General features: G+C 51.2%; 20 protein-coding genes. 5 read left to right on the top strand and 15 right to left on the bottom strand.

Annotation, left to right across the window (positions count from 1 at the left end; translation table 11 throughout):
* Positions 1-10: 10 nt before the first annotated feature.
* On the bottom strand, positions 11-1,402 hold the full coding sequence (xanP, locus tag ACTJJI_RS16720) for a xanthine/proton symporter XanP (protein WP_440654899.1): 1,392 nt from the start codon (positions 1,400-1,402) through the stop codon (positions 11-13).
* A gap of 224 nt (positions 1,403-1,626) precedes the next feature.
* Between xanP and gltS the strand changes: the two genes are divergently transcribed.
* Positions 1,627-2,829 carry a sodium/glutamate symporter gene (gltS, locus tag ACTJJI_RS16715; protein ID WP_014830140.1) on the top strand — a complete coding sequence of 401 codons (1,203 nt, stop codon included), beginning with the start codon at positions 1,627-1,629 and terminating at the stop codon, positions 2,827-2,829.
* 2 nt (positions 2,830-2,831) lie between these two features.
* Here gltS and recG read toward each other — a convergent pair whose 3' ends face one another.
* Genes recG through gmk form a run of 5 tightly spaced genes read right to left on the bottom strand, consistent with a single transcriptional unit; the run spans position 2,832 to position 8,698 of the window.
* On the bottom strand, positions 2,832-4,913 hold the full coding sequence (gene recG, locus ACTJJI_RS16710) for an ATP-dependent DNA helicase RecG (protein ID WP_440654896.1): 2,082 nt from the start codon (positions 4,911-4,913) through the stop codon (positions 2,832-2,834).
* Between the two features lie 3 nt (positions 4,914-4,916).
* Positions 4,917-5,606, bottom strand: coding sequence for a tRNA (guanosine(18)-2'-O)-methyltransferase TrmH (trmH, locus tag ACTJJI_RS16705; RefSeq protein WP_047360571.1), 690 nt, complete (start codon positions 5,604-5,606; stop codon positions 4,917-4,919).
* A gap of 4 nt (positions 5,607-5,610) precedes the next feature.
* Positions 5,611-7,725, bottom strand: coding sequence for a bifunctional GTP diphosphokinase/guanosine-3',5'-bis pyrophosphate 3'-pyrophosphohydrolase (gene spoT, locus ACTJJI_RS16700; protein WP_013094882.1), 2,115 nt, complete (start codon positions 7,723-7,725; stop codon positions 5,611-5,613).
* Between the two features lie 19 nt (positions 7,726-7,744).
* Entirely contained in the window at positions 7,745-8,020 is a 276-nt protein-coding gene (rpoZ, locus tag ACTJJI_RS16695; protein WP_000135058.1) for a DNA-directed RNA polymerase subunit omega, read from the bottom strand.
* Positions 8,021-8,074: 54 nt separating this feature from the next.
* Positions 8,075-8,698, bottom strand: coding sequence for a guanylate kinase (gmk, locus tag ACTJJI_RS16690; protein WP_013094883.1), 624 nt, complete (start codon positions 8,696-8,698; stop codon positions 8,075-8,077).
* Positions 8,699-8,949: 251 nt separating this feature from the next.
* On the opposite strand from gmk, the gene ligB reads away from it, so the two are divergent.
* Positions 8,950-10,620: an NAD-dependent DNA ligase LigB gene (gene ligB, locus ACTJJI_RS16685; RefSeq protein WP_440654893.1), complete on the top strand. Its 1,671-nt coding sequence runs from the start codon at positions 8,950-8,952 to the stop codon at positions 10,618-10,620.
* Positions 10,621-10,622: 2 nt separating this feature from the next.
* Here ligB and ACTJJI_RS16680 read toward each other — a convergent pair whose 3' ends face one another.
* From ACTJJI_RS16680 to ACTJJI_RS16670, 3 genes are all read right to left on the bottom strand, one after another.
* Positions 10,623-11,240, bottom strand: a complete 618-nt coding sequence (locus tag ACTJJI_RS16680; RefSeq protein WP_063411343.1) for a trimeric intracellular cation channel family protein — start codon at positions 11,238-11,240, stop codon at positions 10,623-10,625.
* Between the two features lie 345 nt (positions 11,241-11,585).
* Positions 11,586-13,577, bottom strand: a complete 1,992-nt coding sequence (locus ACTJJI_RS16675; RefSeq protein ID WP_440654891.1) for an RNA-binding domain-containing protein — start codon at positions 13,575-13,577, stop codon at positions 11,586-11,588.
* 783 nt (positions 13,578-14,360) lie between these two features.
* The gene (locus ACTJJI_RS16670; protein WP_440654889.1) at positions 14,361-14,945 is read right to left on the bottom strand and encodes a hypothetical protein; all 585 of its coding nucleotides are present in this window, start codon (positions 14,943-14,945) and stop codon (positions 14,361-14,363) included.
* A 59-nt stretch (positions 14,946-15,004) separates the two neighbouring features.
* Here ACTJJI_RS16670 and ACTJJI_RS16665 point away from each other — a divergent pair, with 59 nt between their 5' ends.
* On the top strand, positions 15,005-16,876 hold the full coding sequence (locus ACTJJI_RS16665) for an NACHT domain-containing protein (protein WP_440654887.1): 1,872 nt from the start codon (positions 15,005-15,007) through the stop codon (positions 16,874-16,876).
* 444 nt (positions 16,877-17,320) lie between these two features.
* Complete coding sequence (locus tag ACTJJI_RS16660; protein ID WP_440654885.1) at positions 17,321-18,043, top strand: hypothetical protein; 723 nt, start codon at positions 17,321-17,323, stop codon at positions 18,041-18,043.
* A gap of 307 nt (positions 18,044-18,350) precedes the next feature.
* Here the strand turns inward: ACTJJI_RS16660 and ACTJJI_RS16655 are convergent, their stop codons facing one another.
* From ACTJJI_RS16655 to ACTJJI_RS16640, 4 genes are read right to left on the bottom strand one after another with little or no spacing between them, the layout of a single operon-like run.
* Positions 18,351-20,480, bottom strand: a complete 2,130-nt coding sequence (locus ACTJJI_RS16655; protein ID WP_440654883.1) for a DUF927 domain-containing protein — start codon at positions 20,478-20,480, stop codon at positions 18,351-18,353.
* Positions 20,477-20,791 (bottom strand): DUF4222 domain-containing protein, encoded by a 315-nt coding sequence (locus tag ACTJJI_RS16650; RefSeq protein ID WP_440654881.1) that lies wholly within the window; start codon positions 20,789-20,791, stop codon positions 20,477-20,479. The genes ACTJJI_RS16655 and ACTJJI_RS16650 overlap by 4 nt, the downstream gene beginning before the upstream one ends.
* 4 nt (positions 20,792-20,795) lie before the next feature.
* On the bottom strand, positions 20,796-20,984 hold the full coding sequence (locus ACTJJI_RS16645; protein WP_440654879.1) for a hypothetical protein: 189 nt from the start codon (positions 20,982-20,984) through the stop codon (positions 20,796-20,798).
* Positions 20,971-21,165, bottom strand: a complete 195-nt coding sequence (locus ACTJJI_RS16640; protein WP_440654877.1) for a host cell division inhibitor Icd-like protein — start codon at positions 21,163-21,165, stop codon at positions 20,971-20,973. The genes ACTJJI_RS16645 and ACTJJI_RS16640 overlap by 14 nt, the downstream gene beginning before the upstream one ends.
* A gap of 187 nt (positions 21,166-21,352) precedes the next feature.
* Between ACTJJI_RS16640 and ACTJJI_RS16635 the strand changes: the two genes are divergently transcribed.
* Complete coding sequence (locus ACTJJI_RS16635; RefSeq protein ID WP_440654875.1) at positions 21,353-21,538, top strand: YlcI/YnfO family protein; 186 nt, start codon at positions 21,353-21,355, stop codon at positions 21,536-21,538.
* Between the two features lie 141 nt (positions 21,539-21,679).
* On the opposite strand, the gene ACTJJI_RS16630 is transcribed toward ACTJJI_RS16635, so the two are convergent.
* Both ACTJJI_RS16630 and ACTJJI_RS16625 read right to left on the bottom strand, forming a co-directional pair.
* On the bottom strand, positions 21,680-22,252 hold the full coding sequence (locus tag ACTJJI_RS16630; protein ID WP_440654873.1) for a BRO-N domain-containing protein: 573 nt from the start codon (positions 22,250-22,252) through the stop codon (positions 21,680-21,682).
* A 315-nt stretch (positions 22,253-22,567) separates the two neighbouring features.
* The gene (locus ACTJJI_RS16625; protein ID WP_440654989.1) at positions 22,568-22,783 is read right to left on the bottom strand and encodes a helix-turn-helix transcriptional regulator; all 216 of its coding nucleotides are present in this window, start codon (positions 22,781-22,783) and stop codon (positions 22,568-22,570) included.
* Positions 22,784-22,896: the final 113 nt, after the last annotated feature.

Here is a 22,896-nt window from a genome sequence, read left to right as displayed (position 1 = left end):
GTGAGGACGATCAGTTTTTCTCAGGCGGGAAAACGAGGTTCAGTACGATAGCGGTGATGCCGCCAGCGGCGATGCCGGAAGAGAGCAGGTTTTTCACCCAGTCCGGCGCAAACTGCAGGATCAGCGGCTGCTGAGAAACACCCAGACCCACGGCCAGCGACAGGGCAATAATCATGATCGCGCGGCGGTTCAGCGGCTCGCGGGAGACGATGCGCACGCCCGAGGCCGCAATGGTACCGAACATCACCAGCGTTGCACCGCCCAGTACCGGCTCAGGGATGTGCTGCACAAAGCCACTCACCGCCGGGAACAGGCCAAGGACGATCAGCATCAGTGCCACCACAAACCCAACGTAGCGGCTGGCCACGCCGGTCAGCTGGATCACGCCGTTGTTCTGCCCGAAGCAGGAGTTCGGGAAGGTATTGAATACGGCGGAGACAAACGAGTTCAGGCCGTTCGCCAGTACGCCGCCTTTCAGGCGCTTCATGTACAGCGGGCCGGACACTGGCTGCTCAGAGACGTCGGAGGTGGCGGTGATATCGCCGATGGTCTCCAGGGAGGTGATCATAAAGACCAGCATCAGCGGCAGCAGCAGATCCCAGTCAATGCCCAGGCCGTAGTACAGTGGCGTTGGAACGGTGATCAGCGCGCTGTTGGTTGGCGCGGTGTTTTCCGGCAGCATGCCCAGCGCCCACGCCAGCAGGTAACCGGCCGCCATGGCGATCACCAGCGAGGCCACGCGCAGGTACGGGTTACGCTGACGGTTGAGCAGGATAATGATGGCCAGTACCACACCAGCCAGCAGCAGGTTTTTCGGTGCGCCAAAGGTGTGGTCGCTCATCGCGGCATAACCCCCGCCGATGGAGGTCAGCCCCACCTGGATCAGCGACAGACCGATAATCATCACCACCACGCCCGAGACCAGCGGGGTAATGACGCGGCGAGCCAGGTGCAGAACGCGGGAGATCACCATCTCCGTGCAGCTGGCCAGCATCAGCGTGCCGAACAACGCCGCCATCATGGTCGGGACATCCGCTCCGCCGGTTTTCAGTGCCGTACCGCCCATGATCAGCGGTGCCACAAAGTTGAAACTGGTGCCCTGAATCGACAGCAAACCCGAGCCCACCGGACCCCACGCTTTAATTTGAATAATCGAGGCCACGCCAGAGGCGAAGAGGGACATGCTGATGATGTGCTGCGTATCCTGAGCCGGTAAACCAAGCGCCTGACAGATCAACAGCGCCGGGGTGATCACCGCAACAAACATGGCCAGAAGATGCTGGCAGGCAGCGAAGAGCGTCTGCGGAAGCGGTGGGCGGTCTTCAAGACGGTAAATCAGTTCGCTATTTTGCTTCTGCGCAATCGGTTGCGCATCAGGAGACTCTATGCTGTTAACGGACATCGACGGTAATCCCACGGTGGAAAAGCGGGCATTTTATCTGACCATCTGGTAAAAGCAAACGATTGCCAGCAAAAAAAGAGGAGAAAATCTGCCGCTGTGAGCAGGTTTTCTACAACCCACAGCGAAAAAAAATTACACTTTTTGCGCCGGTGGCTCATGACGAGCGCAAACCGGCCAGGATTACGCCGCGTGTGTATGGAACACGCGCATATAAGGAGCCTCCTATGATTCATCTCGATACGTTGTCGACCCTTGTTGCCGCAACGCTGGTTTTACTGCTTGGTCGCAAGCTGGTACACAGCGTTTCCTTTCTGAAAAAGTACACCATTCCTGAACCTGTTGCCGGTGGGTTGCTGGTGGCGCTGGCCCTGCTGGTGCTGAAAAAAAGCATGGGCTGGGAAATCGATTTTGATATGTCCCTGAAAGATCCGCTCATGCTGGCCTTCTTCGCCACCATCGGCCTGAATGCCAACCTGGCAAGCCTGCGGTCAGGGGGCAAAGTACTCGGCGTGTTCCTGATTGTGGTCGTCGGACTGTTGCTGATGCAAAACGCCATTGGCATCGGTATGGCGACGCTGCTGGGGCTGGATCCGCTAATGGGCCTGCTGGCCGGATCCATCACCCTGTCTGGCGGGCATGGTACCGGGGCGGCATGGAGTAAGCTGTTCATCGAACGCTATGGCTTTGAAAACGCAACGGAAGTGGCGATGGCCTGCGCCACCTTTGGTCTGGTGCTGGGCGGGTTGATTGGCGGGCCGGTGGCGCGCTATCTGGTGAAGCACTCCACCACGCCGGACGGCAGACCGGATGATGAACTGGTGCCCACCGCATTTGAAAAGCCGGACGTGGGGCGCACCATCACCTCCCTGGTGATGATTGAAACGATTGCCATGATCGCCATCTGTCTGACGCTGGGTAAAGCGGTTGCGCAATGGCTGGCGGGCACGGCCTTTGAGCTGCCGACTTTTGTTTGCGTGCTGTTTATCGGGGTGATCCTCAGTAACGGTCTGGCCCTGATGGGCTTCTATCGCGTGTTTGAACGCGCTGTTTCGGTGCTGGGTAACGTCTGCCTGTCGCTGTTTCTGGCGATGGCCCTGATGAGCCTCAAACTGTGGGAGCTGGCGTCGCTGGCGCTGCCGATGGTGGCGATTCTGGCGGTACAGGCGCTGTTTATGGCGCTCTATGCCATGTTCGTCACCTGGCGCATGATGGGCAAAAACTACGATGCCGCGGTGCTGGCAGCGGGGCACTGTGGATTTGGACTGGGCGCCACGCCAACGGCAATCGCCAATATGCAGGCGATCACCGAACGTTTCGGGCCTTCGCATATGGCGTTTCTGGTGGTACCGATGGTGGGGGCGTTCTTTATTGATATCGTCAACGCGCTGGTGATCAAGCTGTACCTGATGCTGCCGATGTTTGCCTGAGATCAGGCGTTGGAGTAGCGCTCAGTTTCCGGCATCCAGCGCTCAATTAACGCTGCCGCCTGTTCGGGGTAGCGTTCATGAATATGGCGTGCAAGGCGCTGAACTTCGGGGATCATCGCCTGATCGCGTAGCAAATCCGCCACCTTGAATTCAGCGTTCCCCGTCTGACGTGTGCCCAGGAGCTCGCCCGGGCCACGGATCTCCAGATCTTTTTGCGCAATGACGAATCCGTCGTTGCTGTCGCGCAACACCTGCAACCGCATCTGCGCGGTTTTTGAGAGAGGGGCTTTGTAAAGCAGGACGCAGTGGGAGGCCACCGCACCACGGCCCACGCGGCCACGCAGCTGATGTAACTGCGCAAGCCCCAGCCGCTCCGGGTTTTCGATGATCATCAGGCTGGAGTTTGGCACATCCACGCCCACTTCAATCACCGTTGTGGCGACCAGCAAATGCAGCTCACCCTGTTTGAAGGATTGCATGACGGCCTGTTTTTCTGCGGGCTTCATGCGCCCGTGTACCAGGCCCACCTTCAGTTCCGGCAGCGCCAGTTTTAGCTCTTCCCACGTAGCTTCTGCGGCCTGCGCTTCAAGCAGGTCAGATTCCTCAATCAGCGTGCAGACCCAGTACGCCTGACGCCCTTCATGGGTGCAGGCGTTACGCACGCGGTCGATGATGTCGCTGCGACGGGTGTCCGGGATGGCCACCGTCGTGACCGGCGTACGGCCCGGCGGCAGCTCGTCAATGGTGGAGGTGTCCAGATCGGCGTAGGCGGTCATCGCCAGGGTTCGCGGAATAGGCGTGGCGGTCATGATCAACTGGTGCGGATGGAAGCCCTGCTGCAGCCCTTTTTCCCACAGCGCCAGACGCTGATGCACGCCGAAGCGGTGCTGTTCGTCGATGATCACCAGCGCGAGGCCGTTAAACTGCACCTGCTCCTGGAAGATGGCGTGGGTGCCGACAATCATCTGCACCTCACCGCGAGCGATGGCGTCCTGTTGCGCAAGACGCGCTTTGCCCTTTTGTTTTCCGGCAAGCCAGCCCACCTCAATGCCCAGCGGGGCGAACCAGGCGCGGAAGTTATTCGCGTGCTGCTCCGCCAGCAGTTCTGTCGGCGCCATCAGCGCCACCTGCTTACCGTGGGCAATGGCGCGCAGGGCTGCCAGGGCGGCAACCAGCGTTTTACCGGAACCTACATCGCCCTGCACCAGGCGCATCATGGGGACATCAAGCGCCATATCGCGCTCGATCTCGGCGGTGACGCGCGCCTGGGCACCGGTAGGTTTAAACGGCAGGGAGGCCAGCAGCTTATCCTTGAGTTCATCACGCGGGCTTAAGGGCTGGGCATGAAAACGCTGCGCACCGGCGCGCAGCGCCAGCATGCTCAGGTTATGCGCCAGTAACTCCTCAAGGATAAGACGCCGTTGGGCGGGGTGTTTGCCGCTTTCTAAATCGCTGAGCTGCAGCGTGGGCGGCGGGCGATGCAGCGTACGCAGCGCTTCCGGCAGGCTCATCATCCCCTGCGCCAGCTCAGATGGCAGCAGCTCGGTGATGGCGCAGGTATCGAGTAACTCCAGGGCCTGATCGGTGAGCTTACGCAGCGTCGCCTGCTTGATACCTTCCGTTGTCGGGTAGACCGGAGTGAGCGTCTCCTGCAGCTCCGGCGTGCTGAGATCACCCTGTACGCGGTACTCCGGGTGGATCATCTCTGCGCCATATTTCCCGCGTTTGGCTTCGCCATATGCCAGCACCCGGCGGCCTGTCGCAAGGCTGTTTTTCATCGCCGCGTTGAAGTTGAAAAAGCGCATGGTGAGAATGCCGGTACCGTCGCTGATTTGACAGGTCATCATCCGGCGGCCGCCAAAGGTGATGTTGCAGTTCAGCACCTCGCCCTCAACGGTGGCGTAAATCGCGGGCAGCAGATCGCCAATCTTATAAAGTTGCGTGCGGTCTTCATAACGCAGGGGGAGGTGCAGCAGGAGATCCTGCACGGTGTGCAGGCCAATTTTGCTCAGTTTACTGCTTTGCGCCGCGCCCACGCCCGTCAGGCTATTGAGCGGGATGGCATCCAGCAGGCGGCCTTTCATCGGTTACCCTGCGTACTGCATGGTGGCCCACCACCCGGCATCGGCTTCGATTTCGCCCTGCGCGTTGACGTGGGGGTAAGGCAATTTTTTCTGCTTCGCAACACGAGCCAGCACCGGATAACCGCCTTCAAACAGCAGGCGCTGTTGTTCGTCTTCCGGCAGCATGCTGTTGCTGCGCTCGTACATCCCGGCGTTCTGACGCTGGCGCTGCGCTTCATACAGAATGAGCGCGGAGGCCACAGAGACATTCAGGGACTGCACCATGCCGATCATGGGGATGATGATGTCCTGATCCGCCAGATCCAGCGCTTCCTGCGTGATCCCGGTTTTCTCCTGACCCATCAAAATGCAGGTCGGGCGGGTGTAGTCGATCTCGCGAAAATCAACCGCTTTGGCAGACAGGTTGGTGGCAAGAACTTGCATACCGCGACCTTTCAGGTGCGATACGGCTTCGCCGATGGTCTGATGGGTTTTGACGGACACCCAGCTGTTACTGCCTGCGGCTGTCGACGCCATGGTGCGCATGCGGGCACCGGGCCAGACGGCGTGCACTTCATGCACGCCGACGGCATCTGCGGTACGGACAATGGCAGAAACGTTATGAGGTTTATGGACCTGCTCCATGCAGACCGTCAGATCAGGCTGACGCCTGGCGAGCATTTCGCAGATACGTGCATAACGTTGTGCATTCATAAAACTAGTTTCGGTTTCGGGTGACTTTAATGACGTCCGGCATGACGCGGATCTTGCGCATAATATTTGCCAGATGCACGCGGTCGCGGGCGGTCAGACGAATAAAGGCGCTGTACACGCGGCCATCTTTTTCTTCCGTGTTCAGGCTCTGAATGTTGGAAGAGGCGGTGTTGATCGCTGCCGTCAGGTTCGCCAGGGCACCCTGGTGGTTGAACATATCCACCTTAATTTCGGTGATAAATTCCTGCGCCGTCTCTTTATCCCACTCGACCGCCATAAACTTCTCCGCCTCTTTTTGATAGCCGCGGATGTTACGACAGGATTCATGGTGGATAACCAGCCCTTTACCCGGGCTGACGTGCGCAATAATCGGATCGCCAGGAATTGGACGGCAACACTTCGCAAAGGTGATAAGCACCCCGTCCGCGCCTTTGATCGGCAGATGCGCGTGGCCGGATGCGCCAGGTGCGGAAGGTATTGCTTCGCCCTGCTGCAGGTTTTTGGCTACCACGACGCTCATGGCGTTACCCAGCCCAATTTCCGCCAGCAGATCGTCCAGAGAGGTGAGCTTCATCCGGTCGAGTTCACGCTGGATATGTTCTGGTGGGATTTCTGCCAGCTTACGGCTGCCACCCAACGCGTGGTTGAGCAGACGACGCCCAAGGCTGACGGAGTCATCACGCTTGAGGTTCTTCAGCAGCTGGCGGATTTTGGCGCGGGCTTTGGAGCTCACAACAAAGTTCAGCCAGGCCGCGTTTGGACGTGCGCCCGGAGCGGTGATGATTTCGACTGTCTGACCGCTGGCGAGCGGTTGAGACAGCGGATAAGGTTGTCTGTCTACGCGCGCGCCTACGCAGGCGTGGCCGATATCGGTATGCACGGCATACGCGAAGTCGACCGGGGTCGCGCCCGCAGGCAGTTCGACAATACGCCCTTCAGGCGTGAAAACGTAAATCTCATCCGGGAAGAGATCGGATTTTACGCTCTCGATAAATTCAAACGAGCTACCCGCACTCTGCTGCAGCTCCAGCAGGCTCTGCATCCAGCGCTGGGCGCGGATTTGTGCCGTGGTGCTGCTTTCACCACCGTGTTCTTTATAGGCCCAGTGTGCGGCGACACCCATCTCCGCCATCTGGTCCATGTCTTCGGTGCGGATCTGCACTTCAACAGGGACGCCGTGCGGGCCGATCATCGAGGTATGCAAAGATTGATAGCCGTTCGCTTTTGGAATGGCGATGTAATCTTTCATGCGTCCTGGACGCGGCTTATAGAGGCTGTGCATCTGCCCCAACACGCGATAGCAGGTGTCGGCGTCGTGGACGATCACGCGAAACGCGTAGATATCCATGATTGAGTGAAAACGCTGCTCTTTGAGCACCATTTTGCAGTAGATGGAGTACAGGTGTTTTTCGCGACCGCTTACGCGGCAGGGAATGCCTGCTTCCTGTAAACGCCCTTCAATTTCCGAGAGGATCTTTTGAATCATCTCTTTACGGTTACCGCGGGCGGCTTTCACCACCTCTTTAATGACGCGATAGCGGTTCGGGTACAACGCTTCAAAACCCAGCTCTTCCAGCTCGGTTTTAATGTGATGGATACCTAAACGGTGCGCCAGCGGACTGTAGATTTCGAGGGTTTCACGGGCAATGCGGCGACGTTTGTCCGGGCGGAGTGAGCCCAGCGTGCGCATGTTGTGGGTACGGTCAGCGAGTTTGATGAGAATGACGCGGATATCCTGCACCATTGCCATAATCATCTTGCGAAAGTTTTCGGCTTGCGCCTCTTTCTTGTCGCGGAAATTCAGCTTATCAAGCTTGGACACCCCTTCCACCAGTTCGGCAACGCTTTTGCCAAACAGCTGTTCCATATCCTGGTAAGTGGCAGGGGTATCTTCGATCACGTCGTGCAGCAGAGCAGCCATCAGCGTTTCATAGTCGAGTTTCATCTCGGCCAGAATACAGGCCACCGCTACCGGGTGCGTGATATAGGGTTCACCGCTTGAACGTGTCTGGCCCTCGTGAGCGTCACGTGCAACGAGATAAGCCTGCTGAAGACGCTTAATCTGGTCTTCAGGCAGGTAGGTTTGAATCAGTTGATTCAGGCTTTCAAACAGATACAAGGGCGACCCGCAGGTTTAATTAACGACGACCTTCAGCAATGGCGGTAACGGCCTGCAGTTCTGCGGCTTCCTGCTCTTGCTGCTCCTGGCGCTCACGTACGTCGAGGATCTGGTTGTTGATCAGACCTTCTTCGATTTCGCGAAGTGCAATTACGGTGGTTTTATCGTTTTCTTCCGGTACCAGCGGATCTTTACCGCCTACCTGCATCTGACGAGCGCGACGCGCGGCGACCAGCACCAGGTCAAAACGGTTACCAATTTTCTCTACAGCGTCCTGAACAGTTACGCGTGCCATACTTAAAATGCTCCACAGGTGAAGAAATGACTGGGCATAATACTGAAAGTGGGTTCAGTCTGCCAACAGTTTGGTGATTAATGCGTCATGTCGCTGCTTCTGGCGGCTCATACGCAGACGTTCTGCGCGAAGGATGGTTTTGAGATCGCTCAGTGCGGCATCAAAATCATCATTCACAATAAGGTAATCATATTCGGCGTAATGGCTCATTTCTGCAACTGCCTGCTCCATACGCTTTGCAATGACCTCTTCGCTGTCCTGACCGCGGCCACGCAGGCGGCGATCCAGCTCATCTTTCGACGGCGGTAAAATAAAGATACTGCGCGAATCAGGCATTTTCTTGCGAATTTGCTGTGCGCCCTGCCAGTCGATATCCAGGAACACATTCACGCCGGTTGCCAGAACCTGCTCAATGGTTTCACGCGAGGTGCCGTAGTAGTTACCGAAAACTTCTGCGTGTTCAAGAAACGCATCTCTGCCGATCATCGCTTTAAATTCGTCGTGATCGACAAAGAAATAGTGTTCGCCGTGCACTTCACCAGGACGCGGTTTACGCGTGGTGTGTGAAACTGAAACCTGTGTGTCGTACAACGGTTGGGTTTTTAACAGTGCCTGAATAAGGCTGGATTTACCCGCGCCACTAGGGGCAGAAACAATATAAAGCGTGCCTTGAGCCATGAGAGTCTTTTGTATGTGTTAACGAAGAAGTCCTACATACGGGCTTATTATACACGTCGCCGCTGTGTGACGTAGCCTTTGTCACACTTTTTCCCCTGGATTATTACATTTTGCGTGTCGTTTTCAGGTTTTATCTGTGTTTTGCAGCAACATAAACAAACCCTGGATGGCGCCTCGCAAAGCGCAATGTTGCTGTTAGCGTTGTTTTAGACGTCGGGTTATACCTCCTGCAACGCAAAGGAGGGGTAGCAATGTGGCGATGGATAAGCGGATTCATGCTGTTGTGGAGCGGTTATGGTACGGCGGTGTGTCCGGTGTGGTCTCAGGCAAAAGCGGAAACAGAGATTGCGACGCTAAGCGCGCAAATCAAACGCTGGGATGACGCCTACTGGCAGCAGGGTATCAGCGAAGTGAACGATGAGGTATATGACCAGCTCAACGGGCGGTTAAAGCAGTGGCAGCACTGTTTTGGACATGAATCATCAGACGCAGCGATCCCCGCCCTTACTGGAACTATCAAACACCCTGTCGCCCATACGGGGGTTCATAAAGTAGCCAGTAAAGAGGAGCTTCGCCAGTGGATGCATACCCGGCGTAATCTCTGGATGCAGCCCAAAGTTGACGGCGTTGCGGTAACGCTGGTGTATCGGGGTGGAACGTTGGCTCAGGCCATTAGCCGTGGCGATGGGTTAAAAGGTGAAGACTGGACATCGCAGGTGCGTTCAATACCGTCGGTACCACAACACCTTTCCGGCGCGTTGGCGAACAGCGTGTTACAGGGGGAGCTTTTTTGGCAGCGTGAAAACCACATTCAGCAGCTGATGGGCGGAATGAATGCACGCGCAAAAGTCTCAGGTGCGATGATGCGCCAGCAGGATAACGCGTTTTTGAGAGAGGTTGGGGTATTCATCTGGGCCTGGCCAGACGGGCCAAAAGAGATGAAAACCGCACTGGCGGAACTCTCTGACGCGGGTTTTACCCTGACGGCGCGCTATACCTTGCCCGTAGAGCATATTGAGGCCGTCGAAAAGCAGCGCTCAGCGTGGCACACCGCAGCATTACCCTTTGCCACGGACGGCATTGTGGTTCGCTCGGCGGATGAACTGGCGGGTGAAAACTGGCTGCCTGGAGATGGCAGTTGGGTAGTGGCATGGAAATATCTTCCTGTCGCGCAGGTTGTTGAAGTGCGGGATATTCAGTTCAGTGTGGGCCGAACGGGGAAAATTGCCGTTGTGGCGGCGCTGGAGCCAGTACGGCTGGATGATAAACAGGTGCAGCGGGTTAGCCTGGGATCCGTTGGCCGCTGGCAAAGGCTGGATATCGCGCCGGGCGATCAGATCCAGTTAAGCCTGGCCGGGCAGGGGATCCCCCGATTCGACAAAGTCGTCTGGCGAGGGACTGACCGGCAAAAACCAGAACCTCCAGTCCCGCAGTACCATTTTCTCAGCTGTTTTTACGCTTCACCGGAATGTATGGAGCAGTTCTTTGCCCGGTTGACGTGGCTCAGTTCGAAGCAGGGGCTGGATATTGCCGGTTTAGGCGAGTCAGGCTGGCGAACGCTCTGGCAGGCGCATCGCTTTGAACATATTTTCTCATGGCTGTTGTTAACCCAGTCGCAGCTGCAAACCACGCCGGGGTTTTCGGCTGGACGAGGACTGGCACTCTGGCATCAGTTTAATCTGGTGCGCGAGCGGCCTTTTATTCGTTGGATCATGGCGATGGGTGTTCCGATGGCTCAGGCGACCCTGAAAGCCGCCGGCGAGCTATCATGGCAGACCATGCGCCAGCGTAGTGCTCTGGACTGGCAGACCTTGCCGGGAACGGGAGAAGAGAAAGCGCGGCAAATCGTTAACTGGCTGCATGCGCCGGAGGTTGATGTGCTGGCAAAGTGGCTTGCTGAACAGCACATCAAGGGATTCTGAAATTAGTGAGCGCTGTGTTTGTAGTGAAACACCGGCAATCCGAGCTTCAGTCGCAACGCCAGCATGCGGGCCGTAAAGCCAAACAGCAGCGTGGAGATGACCACCACATCATGGTTCGAAACATAATGCTGCAGGGCGACATAGAGCACCGCTGCCGCGAAGGAGATGCCGGCATACAGCTCCTTTTGAAAGACCAGGGGAATGCGTTTGCAGAACATATCCCGCAGGACGCCCCCAAATACCCCGGTCACCACGGCAGCAATGGTGGCGATAACCGGTCCTTCTCCCATATCGAGCGCGATTTGTGCGCCGATGATTGAAAAGACGATCAGGCCCAGCGCATCAAGCACCAGGAACAGGCGGCGCAGATGGGGCATAACGGGTGCCACGATGGTGGTTAATACGGCAGCCGTAGCTACGATAATCACATACTCAGGGTGTTTAACCCAGCCGAGCGGGTAGTGGCCAAGCAGAATATCGCGCACGGAACCGCCGCCCAGCGCGGTCGCTGTGGCAATAATGATCACGCCGAAGGTATCCATTCGGCGACGACCGGCTGCAAGCGCGCCAGTCATGGCTTCTGCAGTGATGCCAATGAGATAAAGAATATGAAGCAGCATATAACCTCCGGTGTGAAGCCGGGAAGGTTAACGTTTTGTGCGCACGATCACGATTGAGATTTTCTAAGGTGATCCGGTTTGCCATATAAATATTTATCAACTCATGTTGGACAAGGTTGATCAATGGCGGTAAGGGAAGAAAGGGGATACAAAAATGGATTAGAAATAGTAATGGGTGGCGTCAACCGACGTCACCCGAAAGGCATTACTCGATATTCTGGATCTGTTTGTTGAGTGATGCGCTTGAATGCCTGATAAAAGAGTTTTTTTAGTTAATAGACTTTATTTTGTGTACACCCTTGGGTACACAAAAAAGAGAAGTGCTAATTTTTACGTGTAAGAAAATCATGGCTTGCAAGAGATGTAACCCTGCCGCTTATGTCTTCGTGCATGTGGGAAAGCTAAGCGAATGCGGCCCGATTTAACCAAAGGAACAAGTTGCTTCTCACGTAGGTTTTGAGGAGTTCTGGCCATTAGTTTTGAAATGACACTAAGTGGCATGTAGTGACCTTCGCATAACGTGAGGATCATCTCGTCCATCACCTCATTTGAAAGCCTTTTTTTCTCCCTCGCTAACGCTGAAGCTTCTTCCAGCTGCTGCCTCAATAGAGGGGAAAGATAATCAAGGTTATCAATATAAGGATGTGGGAGTTTTGCAGTAATAAACCTGCCATACGCATCTCTGCTGTGATCATCACTGGAGTGCAATTCGTTATCCGTTATCATTTCATCGTTATCCGTGATCAAATGAGTGCTATCCGTGATGATTTGCTCTCCAGACAGGGTAGGTATGTTTGTTGATAACGGATTCACTCCAAAGACTTCTTCTGGAGATGGTAAGTCTTGTCCCGGCAATGTGTAAGATTTATTCCTTCTTTCACCATGAGCAACTAAAAAACCGCTGCTAACCAAGCGGGGAAGGGCTAGAGTTACTTCACGTGAATGTAGGCTAGTCAGTTGGCAGGCGCGTTCATGATCAACCCATTTTTCAACTGCTGCAGTTATCACAATGCTGCGCTCTAGCTCGCTTAAATGGTCTACCCTGTCTCCAAACGTGGTATGGAGGAGATTAGCTATCTCTTCAGAAACAAGGTTTCCGATAGACAATTCCAAGAGAGTTTGTTCTGGTTCTGTCTTCTCGTACAGGCGCGGCATGCGCCAATTTGCCCATTTCCATCCACTAAAAATCTTTGGTATTCCTGATCCTGATCGCTCTCCGGCACCGATAATCAAAAACATTTGGTGCATAAGTCTGTTGCGGCAGTCACTTTCGTAGCCTTTTATCGCTTGTTCAGGCGGTACTCGCATAAGCCCAGGGTTACGAAAACCAAACAAGTCAGGCCTTTTCACAACCATGATCGAGAGTCGACCTGTGTAATCGGCATGCACTAGGGTATTTACTAACGCTTCACGTAAAGCTGTGTGAATTTGAGTATCGTCTTGCCGAATACCTTCCTTGAGTTCGAAAGGCACCTTTAGATCCGCGATAAGTTTCCGGTAGGTTCGTCTGTAGAAGTCAAAGATGTTTCCTGACCACGTACCATCTGGGCATAATCTGTCGACCCAACGCCGTTCCGTCCGTGCCTCTGGCCGTTCTTGGTAGTCTACAAAGTAGTTAGGGGCAACGTCTTGTATCGCTTCCCAAGTCCCAAACATTAAAATACCTGCCAGCGTCATACCCTCCAGCCCTGTTTGACGGTCTTTTCTATACCCCCCAATGCTTCGAAGAAAGGCAAAATTATCAAGCTCCAGGGCAGGATGGGTTGGGTTAGATGCGGAAAGGATATTCCTATAGGCAAGTAAGCTCTCTAAATTAATATCGTTCATGTCGAAATTTTGAACGATACGGTTATCCCTACTTTCTTCAACTTGTTCAGCCATCATTCTGCGAACTTGTTCTTCTGTGCAACGATGATCACCATCATGTACTCGGAACCAAGTCTCTGACATTGGCTGATTATTAAGATAAACAGGTTTTTGTTCACGCCTCGCTATTGGTATTTCAATCACGAGTACCTCTTTACCTTCAAGGGCAACTGTCTGTACAGATTGATCAGTGAGGAGATTTACGTTTACTTTCCTGTTGTTACCAGCCAGATCAAAAAGTTGTTTTTTTACGGTGTTGATATCATTGATTCCAGCAACGAAAAACTCGCCTCGTTTTTCCCTTATCCCCAGAACAACATAACCGCCGCGACAGTTTGCCATGGCGCTGTAAGTCGGCCAGAAATCATCAGGCAATTTGCCTTGCCCATCCTTGCCCTGAGCTAACTTGAACTCAAGTTCTGCAGATTCGGAGAGTGATCGTAAGTCGGTAAGATCAGAAATCAGGAACACCGTTCCTCCATGGAAAACCTATGGGTATATTGTTCATATCTTACCCTGGTTTAAGTGATAAGAAAGGGCATGAAAGTTCAACAGCTAACAAATTATCAAATTAACTGTATGTTTAATCAGTGTTTTCTATATGAAAGGGCGTTATCCGTGATGTAATCCATTATCCGTGATCATAAATGGATAACCGTTATGTTCAGAGTCTAACGTAGGGGGTAGTCAACAATGGGAAGCAGAGCATAAGGCCTACAGGTCGGTTTAAACTTTCCATTTTTTGGGCCAAAAACCTTAACAAAGCTTAACATGCCAGCTTTACACTTTTGACCTTATCCTTTCTGTACATTTTGAGCAGCCTAAAGCCCCATGAAATCAGTAATGGCGGTGCTTTAGCTGGGGTTTACACTTTCCATTTTTTTGCGCAAAAACCCTGGCATTTCTAAGCATCGCAGGTTGACACTTTTTGCCCAAAATTACGGAATTTTTGATAAAAATCGAAGCTCTTCATAGCGATAACCCAGTAACCACAAGGCCTGTGGGCTGGTTTACACTTTTCATTTTTTTTGCCCTAAAACCTTAGCATTTCTTAGCATACCAACTTGACACTTTTCTCCTGAAAGCCGTCCTTGACCTTAATAATTCTGTATATTTTCGGCTCGTATTTTGTCTGGAGGCCGCGATAGCAAGAGTCAGAGGGCAGGTTTACACTTTGGGTGGGCTTTTTGATTGAGGCGGTTCAAAGTTAAAACCTTTCCCCCTGGGCAATGGCTTACAGCGTACATTTCAACACTAACTTTCATCCTCCCCCATGTGTTCGCGGGAGCGCTTTAAACGAGCCTCATCTGTTTCAGTCGGCGTACACAATGCCTTAAGCCCCTTCACTGACCAACGGTCCCACTCCGGATCTATATGGTCTCCTTTCCCGCGTAATTTCATCCTCAGGCAATCTGCCAGGATAAAATCTTGTATGAAGGCTGTAGCATTGCCCAGCTGGTGGAAGCCGTGGAAATAGTGCTCGCAATCGTCGGGTTCGTGATAAAGCCTGACAACCTCTTCTCCGTCTTCATCACTAAGGTACTCAATATCGTATGTAATTAACTGGGCAGCAGCTTCTAGCAGCTGTTTCGCTTCTTCCTGGCTTTGCGCCGCTGGGAACTTATCCTGACTGGTATGAATCCATTCAATCACCTGTGAGGCCGACAGGACCAGGTAGTCCTTGCCCTCAGAATCCTCGTTGCCATGCTGCATTTGTTCAGTAGCTTCAACGTCAATCTTGTTACCGGACATCACTACTTCACCCTTAGCTACCCAGTCATAAACTGTCTGGCGGCTAACCCCACAATGACGGGCATAAGCTGTTTTTGTTAAAAGCATTTCATAATCTCCCTTCTTTGAGATAAGTTAATAAAAAACGTAATGATGAGTGATTAGTTATGGATCCGTTATTATCTCAAATATTAGTTAGTGGTGCTGGAGAAGCTGTTAAAGTAATGACTGAAAAACTCCTTTCTTCCAACTGGTTGAGAGGAACTGAGGAGAGTATAGGAATCGTAGAACAGCTTGACCATCCTGAAATACGATCAAAGTATATTGAGAAACACGTTTCTAATGCTCTCCGCATGCGAACACTTCACCAGCGTGAGCATGATATTTTGCTCGATGAAATATACTTCCCCCTGACAATAACAAACATTGCAAATGATGATAATATAACTATAAACGATGACTGTATTATATCGCATTCCCGCATAGTAAACATCATTGGTATTGCAGGACAAGGTAAAAGTACCATATTAAGAAAGCTATTCCAAAATGAAATAAACTCTGGCAACAGAATACCCTTCTTCCTCGAACTTAGAAGGATAGAAAAGGGAACAATTTTAGAGTTCTTCAAGCTTACTATTGAATCACTTGGGATTGACATTAATCGTAAAGAAAATCATGTAGAGCTTTTGCTTCAGTCGGGTAAAATTGTTTTGATGCTTGATGGCTTTGACGAGGTTAAAGCCAGTTCAAGACTTGAAGTTTTATCTCAAATAAAAGAATTAAACGTCAGGTATAACTGTCCAGTTATAGTTACCAGTCGGCCTGAAACTGAAATATGCAGAGAAACATCTATTAGCAACCTTATGGTGAAAGAATTAGATGAAGCAAGCCAACTCGGCATATTAAAAGTTCTTTCCAATGAAACAGAATATAATGAAATATCTAGTGTAATTAGCGACAACGCTCAACTTAAAGAAACTCTTAAAACTCCAATCCTTATCAACCTTTTATATGTATGCTACCCGTACTGGGATGAATTACCAAGTAACGTTGTAGAGTTTTATAATAAGCTTTATATAACACTATACTTGAAGCATGACAGAATGAAGTCATGGGCCAGAGAACGAAAATCATCCTTAAATACCGATGATTCTCTTTGGTGTTTTTCTGCTCTATGTTACTTTTCCATGAAAGATGAAGTATTTGAGTTCGATACGAAAACATTAACTAAATATGCGAGAAAAGCACTGAACGCGGCAAGCATTGATACAAGAGAGTGTGAGTGTTTTGTCGATGACATAATTAACATTACTTGTTTAATACAGCAAGATGGTCTTGACCGCTTTGTTTACTTACACAAGTCAGTGCAGGAGTACCATGCTGCCTATACTATCAGCAACCTTCCAAAAGAAATAAAACTCAAGTTTTATGAATCAATTTCAGAAAGCTTAACATCAAATGACAAATTTGATAATGTGCTGAACTTCCTACATTACATTGATAAAGATACGTTCCAGGAACAAATTTCAATAAAATTATTTGAAAAGCTAGGTTTGGCAGACATAGCAAACTCTGACCTTGAAACTGTATGTGAACTTATATTACAGAAAGCGAGGAACATGAATATATATGCCGAACCTACTAAAAATAACCAATTAGCCTGGCAAGAGGTGGATGTAATATCTCACGAGTTTGGGCTCGATGTGTTATACATTATGACTGGTGGCCCTCGATTCTACAGTGAGTCTGTTGATGACCCAATACTTGAAGCAGCGAATATTGATTTCGACAAAGCAAAAATTGAAAGATATCAATATTCAATTGTTACCACCCCGATTGCTAAAAAATTAAACTTGAAAAGATACAAGGTAAATCTTGCAAGTTTTATTTTAGAGCATGATTTACTTGATGAAGTTGCATGCAGATTAAAAAGAAGGGCAGAAGACTATTACCATTCGGTATATACACCATTAATCAAGGCCACGCAAAAAAAGAAGAAGGCACTGTATAAAGAATTTGAAATAAAGCGCGAATTCTAAATTATTGCCTTTATTATTTTGAAAGGTAGGCTAAAACAAGCGTTCTATTTAGCCTATCTTTTTTTAAATTAACGTTCAATGAGTTGCAAAAAACATTGTTATTTTACATGGAATAGATAATTTTTTTTGATTCAATTATTTAAATGCATATAAATTCATAGCAAGAGAATCATCATATTTATAACCTAAATTTTGTCAGTCTTGTTCATATTCAATGCCTGATTAATGTCCTCAGACTGTTCCTGCTTGATGCGCCTCACCAGGCCGTCGGCATCCACGCCACCAGCGGTTATAGTGTAGTGGTTTGTCTGATTGATGGTTCCCTCTGTATGGCTGCTGGTGGATGTGACAACAGCAGCACCGTAGCTAAGCTACCGTTCAGGAGAACTGTTGCTTTTCAGGTACTATTTGCTAATTTCTTTAAAAACTTTGGGAGTCTATAGAATGAGCTCAGAAAGACGCATATCGCCTCTCAATCCCCGCCTTAACCGTTTTATTCAAGAAACACAGAGCGAACTCTTCCAACTAATCGACAAATGGCGTTTTCTTAAGTCGGGTTATAGGCTGGTAATTCCTCGCCCGAACAAAACAGATATCTGCTACGAAGGAGTGGCATTTTCCGGCTCAGTTAGAGATGCTTTCTGGAATGACTTTATTGATCCCTACATCAAGTTACGAAGCCTGGCGCTTATCGAGAAAACACGAGAACTCGCAGTAGAATGCAATTTACCCACAGATGATGCCCTTAATGATATTGGCGATATGCTCTGCGGGATGGTTATCAGGATTTATGACAGAATGGCGGAGACAGACCGCATACTGCGGGGGGATGGGATGACTTTCCCTCCCAAAATCGACGTATCCCGTCACATTCAATTTATGCAGGAAGTGATCATTAGCGAGGTGAGTGTAGAAAAAATGAAAACTGATAAGCCAGGTTCAAAATACGAGTTCAACTTCCACGGTGCTAACAGCCCTGTGCAGATTGGTGATGGCAATACACAGTCCCAGACCATCAATATGACTATCCACCAGCTTGTGGAAGAGATTGCTAAAAGTGGTGATACAGAAGCTAAATCAAAACTCATTGCACTCTTGCAGAACCCTGTAGTGAAAACACTTTTGGGGGCTGCAGCAGAAATACTGTTGTCCCAACTACTGAAATAAAAAAACACGTATAGATATACAAAAAACAGTTGCCTCAGTTGCCTCATTGCCTCAAAAAACACAACGCATTGAATTTAAATAACTTAATTTTTGAAGTTGAGGCAACTCAGGGTCTATTTGAGGCAACTCACGCTGAAATCCGGTTGCCTCAGCCCGCCAGTTGCCTCAAACCACCTAACATTTGCCTCAAATCGGGTAATAATTGCCTCAGAGTCGCCTCAAAAACCTAACTAAAAATGCATACATATTAATTAGATAGAAAAAATAAAAAGCATTGAGGCAACTGAGGCAACCAAAAATCACCTCGTTACTGAGTTTTTTCTTCACCCAGCTCAGGGGCAAACAACAGAACGTAGGTCCACGGTTGTGCATTATTGAGATGCTTTAACCGCGGCGTTTTAACCTGCCACCCTTTCCCGTGGGCAGGCTTTTTCAGCATCCCTGACTCACTGAGAATTCTCGCGACTGTGTCCTTATTAAAGCCCTTGGCCACTTCATTCTTGAATGGCGCTGGCAGGACATAAAACAGAACCGGTTCGTCAAAGTCAGCCCCTTTATCCCTGTAGCCATACAGTTCGTGAATCGGCAGATCACGCGGATCATAATCCAGCGGAGCAAAACGGCTCATACCGTACGCGTTGAGAAAGGCTTCGCACTGTTCAATGACCTGCTGGTATTCCTTGTTTCCGGTACCGAACTCGCGCACCCAGGCATTAAAGCTGTGCTGTATGGCATCACGGCTGGTCTGTGTGTCCCATCCGGTTATCACTCTCCCTAGCACCAGCGCCGCCTCAAGAATCGCAAACCGCGCCCCTACACGGTGAACCTGTTCCCCATAGTCGGCAGGAATAAGACTGCGCCAGCGAGCCTCTGCCGCCCGCACAGCGTCTTTCGCTTCCTGCTGGTGGTTAGCCAACCATTTCACCCATTCACGCCCTGCAGCGCCGTGCTGGTGCTGCCAGGCATCCTTCAGCGCGTCGGCGTGCTGCTTCCCGTTCTGGTATTCCTGAAAATGAATGGCCTTGCTGAGAGGAATGTTCAGAAGGCGAACCAGCTGGCCCGCTTTGGCTTTGCGCCCAGCTCCGGCTATGAAGGTTTCTAAATCCACCTCCCCCGTACTGACAGCGACCGTTCGCCAGCGCTTCAATTCACGGTTTCCCCCTTCCTTTGCGCCCTGCAGCTTGCCCGTGCCGTTAAACAGGGCGTAGGCCGACTTATAGACCTCCACAGGGTCAGCACCCTGCCCGATTTCATCCAGAGGCATTAGAGCGTCATTGTGGGCCGTTGCTTCGTTTGCCAGCCCCAGCGCCGTCCCGTACCACGTCAGGCGCAACAGGTCAGGATTTCCGTACAGGCTGGCGGCAACGTTGGCGGTCGTGGTTTTACCTGCACTCGACTGCTCGTAGAAATGCAGCCCGAACCCGTCAGCCTCCACCAGCCCGATTAGCGGCGCAGCAAGCGCTGCAGCGATACCCGTCATCATTGAGTAATTCCCCGCAGCTAAACGCCCCACGCTTTCACGCCAGCCTTCTGCAGAGCCTTTTACCATGTAGCCGGCTGCAGCAGAACTGCGGCCGTTGAACAGGACTGGGGCTGCAGGTGTACCGATGATTTCCCCGTCAGGCATGATGTATGCGCCATGCTGCCAGCCTGTGGCGTGTGATACCTGCCAGACCTTACCGTTACCGGAACGCTGCAGCCAGTCGGCCAGGGTGGCGCGGAGGCCTGTTTTGGTGGTCACGTTAACCCCGCCCGCTTTCAGCTTGCGCCAGCCCTCCCGCTCACCGATATCAGCCAGGGGAATGGCCTGTGTGGTTTCAGTTGATGCGCCCTGCGCCAGCCAGCGCAATATCAGGAAACGCTCGGTACCATCCGTACCAATGCCGATCACATCAAGCGGGGAGCACAGCCAGCTCTCGCGGTTGATCACCTCGCCTGAGTCACGGTCCTGTTTTGGCTCTACCCAGAAAACACCATCGGCACGGCTTTCCACGTGCGGCCTGAGTGCATCATCCCCATAGTCCTGACTTTTGCGGGTGGTCTTTATCGCGGGAACCGCTGATTTTTTTTCTTCGGCAGCTGCCTTCAGTTGGGGAAGCTGCGCCGTCCAGCTTTCCAGCAGTTCGTAGCTCTCAGAATAAAAACGGGCTTCCTGCACACCAGCGATCGCAAGCTGGGTGGCAATTGCGGTGATCGTTGACTGCTTCAGTTCCCCCGCCCTATAAACTCGGGCGAAACGCCGCCCCTGATCGACAATGCGAAGGTTATCCAGCTCGTCTAATTGCGAGGTACCCAGCGTGACGGGGGGAACGGTGTCATGAGCAGGGTTATTTTCCTGCCAGGCCTTTGCATGCACCCAGGCATCTGCGCCAGCAAAAATAATCGCCTCCGTGAATTTATCTTTTGGCAGATTTTTTAAATTCGGTGCGTTTTTCATTTTCGCTTCCCCCTTTCCTGAATAATTTCCCGTACAACCCTGATCCTTTCTGCGCCCGTAACGCTCATGACTCTGCTTAAATCACTGCTTTGCGCTGGTGGGGCTTTGGCAACCAGCCGAAAGTCACGCCTCAGCCTTTCCGGGGAGCAGATACACGGGGAGGAGTAACCCTCCCGGTAATAAATCACCCTGTTCCGGGCATATTCAGAAACGGTAACGACAGAGCCATGTTTGTCTTTCCATTTATCGCCAGGTCTGATCTCAGGCTGAGTTTTGCCCCCGGAACTGAATCCGGATTTAATTTTCTTCATGGTGTTACTCGCTTACGGCTGCAGGGGGAATAACGGTAAAACCAGCCAGGCGCGCGGTTTCAATAAATCCCTCAAGGGTTGCCAGGTGTTCTTCTGGACGGGCTACCTGCTCACGGATAATTTCGCCGTTCTCGAACGTCACCAGCACACGACCACTGAATTTCTCAGCCTGAACATATTTAGTTGCGAGCATAATGCACCTCCACCAGCTTGGTACGGGCCATGAAAATGATCACGCAGCCTGAAGGAGTTAGCTCCCGAGCTTCTCGCTCAGTGGAAGCATCCACAGACAGGATTTCACGGGTAGAGAGGCCAAGCGCCAGAAAGCGCCATGTAAATTTAGGGTGAGTTTGGGTACACTGCGGCACAGCCATAGCGTTATCTCCGTTAACGTTGTGGTCAGAGGCCCGGTTAGTGTTCCTAGCACTGCCGGGCTTCGTACTTGCAAGGTGAATCGCACCTTCGCTTTTTAAACTACCCTTAAGTGAATCGCACCTCAAGACTTTTATTGTTATTTTTTTTGCGTATACTGAATCGCACCTATCCCGTGGAGATCCAGTAATGGCAACAGGTTCAGTTAACAACAAATCACAACAACTTAATGCGAGATTCCCGCATGATGTTGTCACTGAATTAGAAAACAGCCTTGAGTCTGGTGAAACAAAAGCACAATTCATTGTTACCGCAGTGAAGGGTGAAATTAAGCGCAGACAGCGCCGCAAGAAAGCAGATACGTCAGAAGATTGATCCGCTTGGTACCCAAGGGCGAGGCCGCGAACCTCGCCCTTTTTATTTGGCTGGTGGGCCTCATCCACCATAGAGAACGTGACCACTCTTTGCCCTTGATACTCCACCAGCGGCATACGGCTATTTTGTACAGTGATGAAATTACGCATCGCTCGCCCCCTCCAGAAAATCAGGCTGATACTTGCGCCATAACTCTGCTTCTTCGCTTTCCAGAGCCTGTTTTACCTCCTTGCAACGTTGCAACTTGTACCCGCGTTTACTGGCCTCCTGCTGGTACGCCGCCATACGCTTGCTAAAATCGTTCAGGAACGCAAACGGCACACCATAGGAGCCAGTTTTACGGATCGAAGGTATTACCTCACCGAATACCCACTCGCTGAATCGGAAAGCCGCCGAGCCCTCTGTCGAGGCCTTTCGGCTTCGGGCAATCAATTTGTAGAAACCAGATTCAGAAACGGCAATCATCCGCTGAATGCCTCCAAGGGTAGGTATTGAATACTCCCCCTTTTCATGTACGCCCAGACGGCGCAAAGGTACCAGATGATCGGCGATTTCCAGTGCCGCACAAATATCCTTAATAATGAACCAGGGTTCGCCATTGCTCTTAACAATGCGGACTTTTACACCCTCAAAGTTGATTACTGAAATATCATCAGGGCTGATTTTGGGCTGAGTTTGGCCCTGACCAGAAAGGTCATATTTTTTCTTTGTCACTTTTTACTCCGCTAAAATTTTGCTATCGCACCAACGAACAGATACCTGACTGCTGTGCCTAAAAAAAATACCATGTCTCAACATAACGGGTTGATTAATCAAAATCAGATGCATTCCTGCTGAAACCGCAGTCTGCAGCCGATTCAGCTTTTATGGCCCCAGAGTAGTTTTCTAAGACCCGCATGAAACCTGGATCCATATTGATTATTGATAATCAGTTATACCCGTTGTTTGCCCCGTATCGTCATTGAGTCCGTTTTAGTTGATAACTTTTCCGGTACAACAACAATTCGTTCTCACAAGTATTGTTTCCCACTAGGCGGAATGGCGACGTTCCTCCAGCCAGCGATTGATCTCCACTGCGTCAAATGCAGTGATTTTCTCACCCAGCTTTGTTGGCTTCGGTAAAGTGCCGTTGCGTACCTTGCGATCCAGAGTAGAAAGGCTCATACCCAGCATTTCTGCCAGACGGTAGCGGCGGATGTAGCCGGTTGTTGGAATTGCGGATTGTGCGGAAGGTTGATTTCTCATATATCCCGTTACCTCTTTCTGATGGCTGATGGTTCGTAACGGGATAATTAAATCAGAGAAATTTAAATCAGTCGGGATTTTAAAGGTTAAAATCCGGATATCAGGATAGGATC

Source organism: Enterobacter sp. 22466 (genome assembly GCF_052044775.1).
In the GTDB taxonomy this organism is placed as follows: domain Bacteria; phylum Pseudomonadota; class Gammaproteobacteria; order Enterobacterales; family Enterobacteriaceae; genus Enterobacter; species Enterobacter dissolvens.
This window is presented reverse-complemented; position numbering and strand designations above follow the sequence as displayed.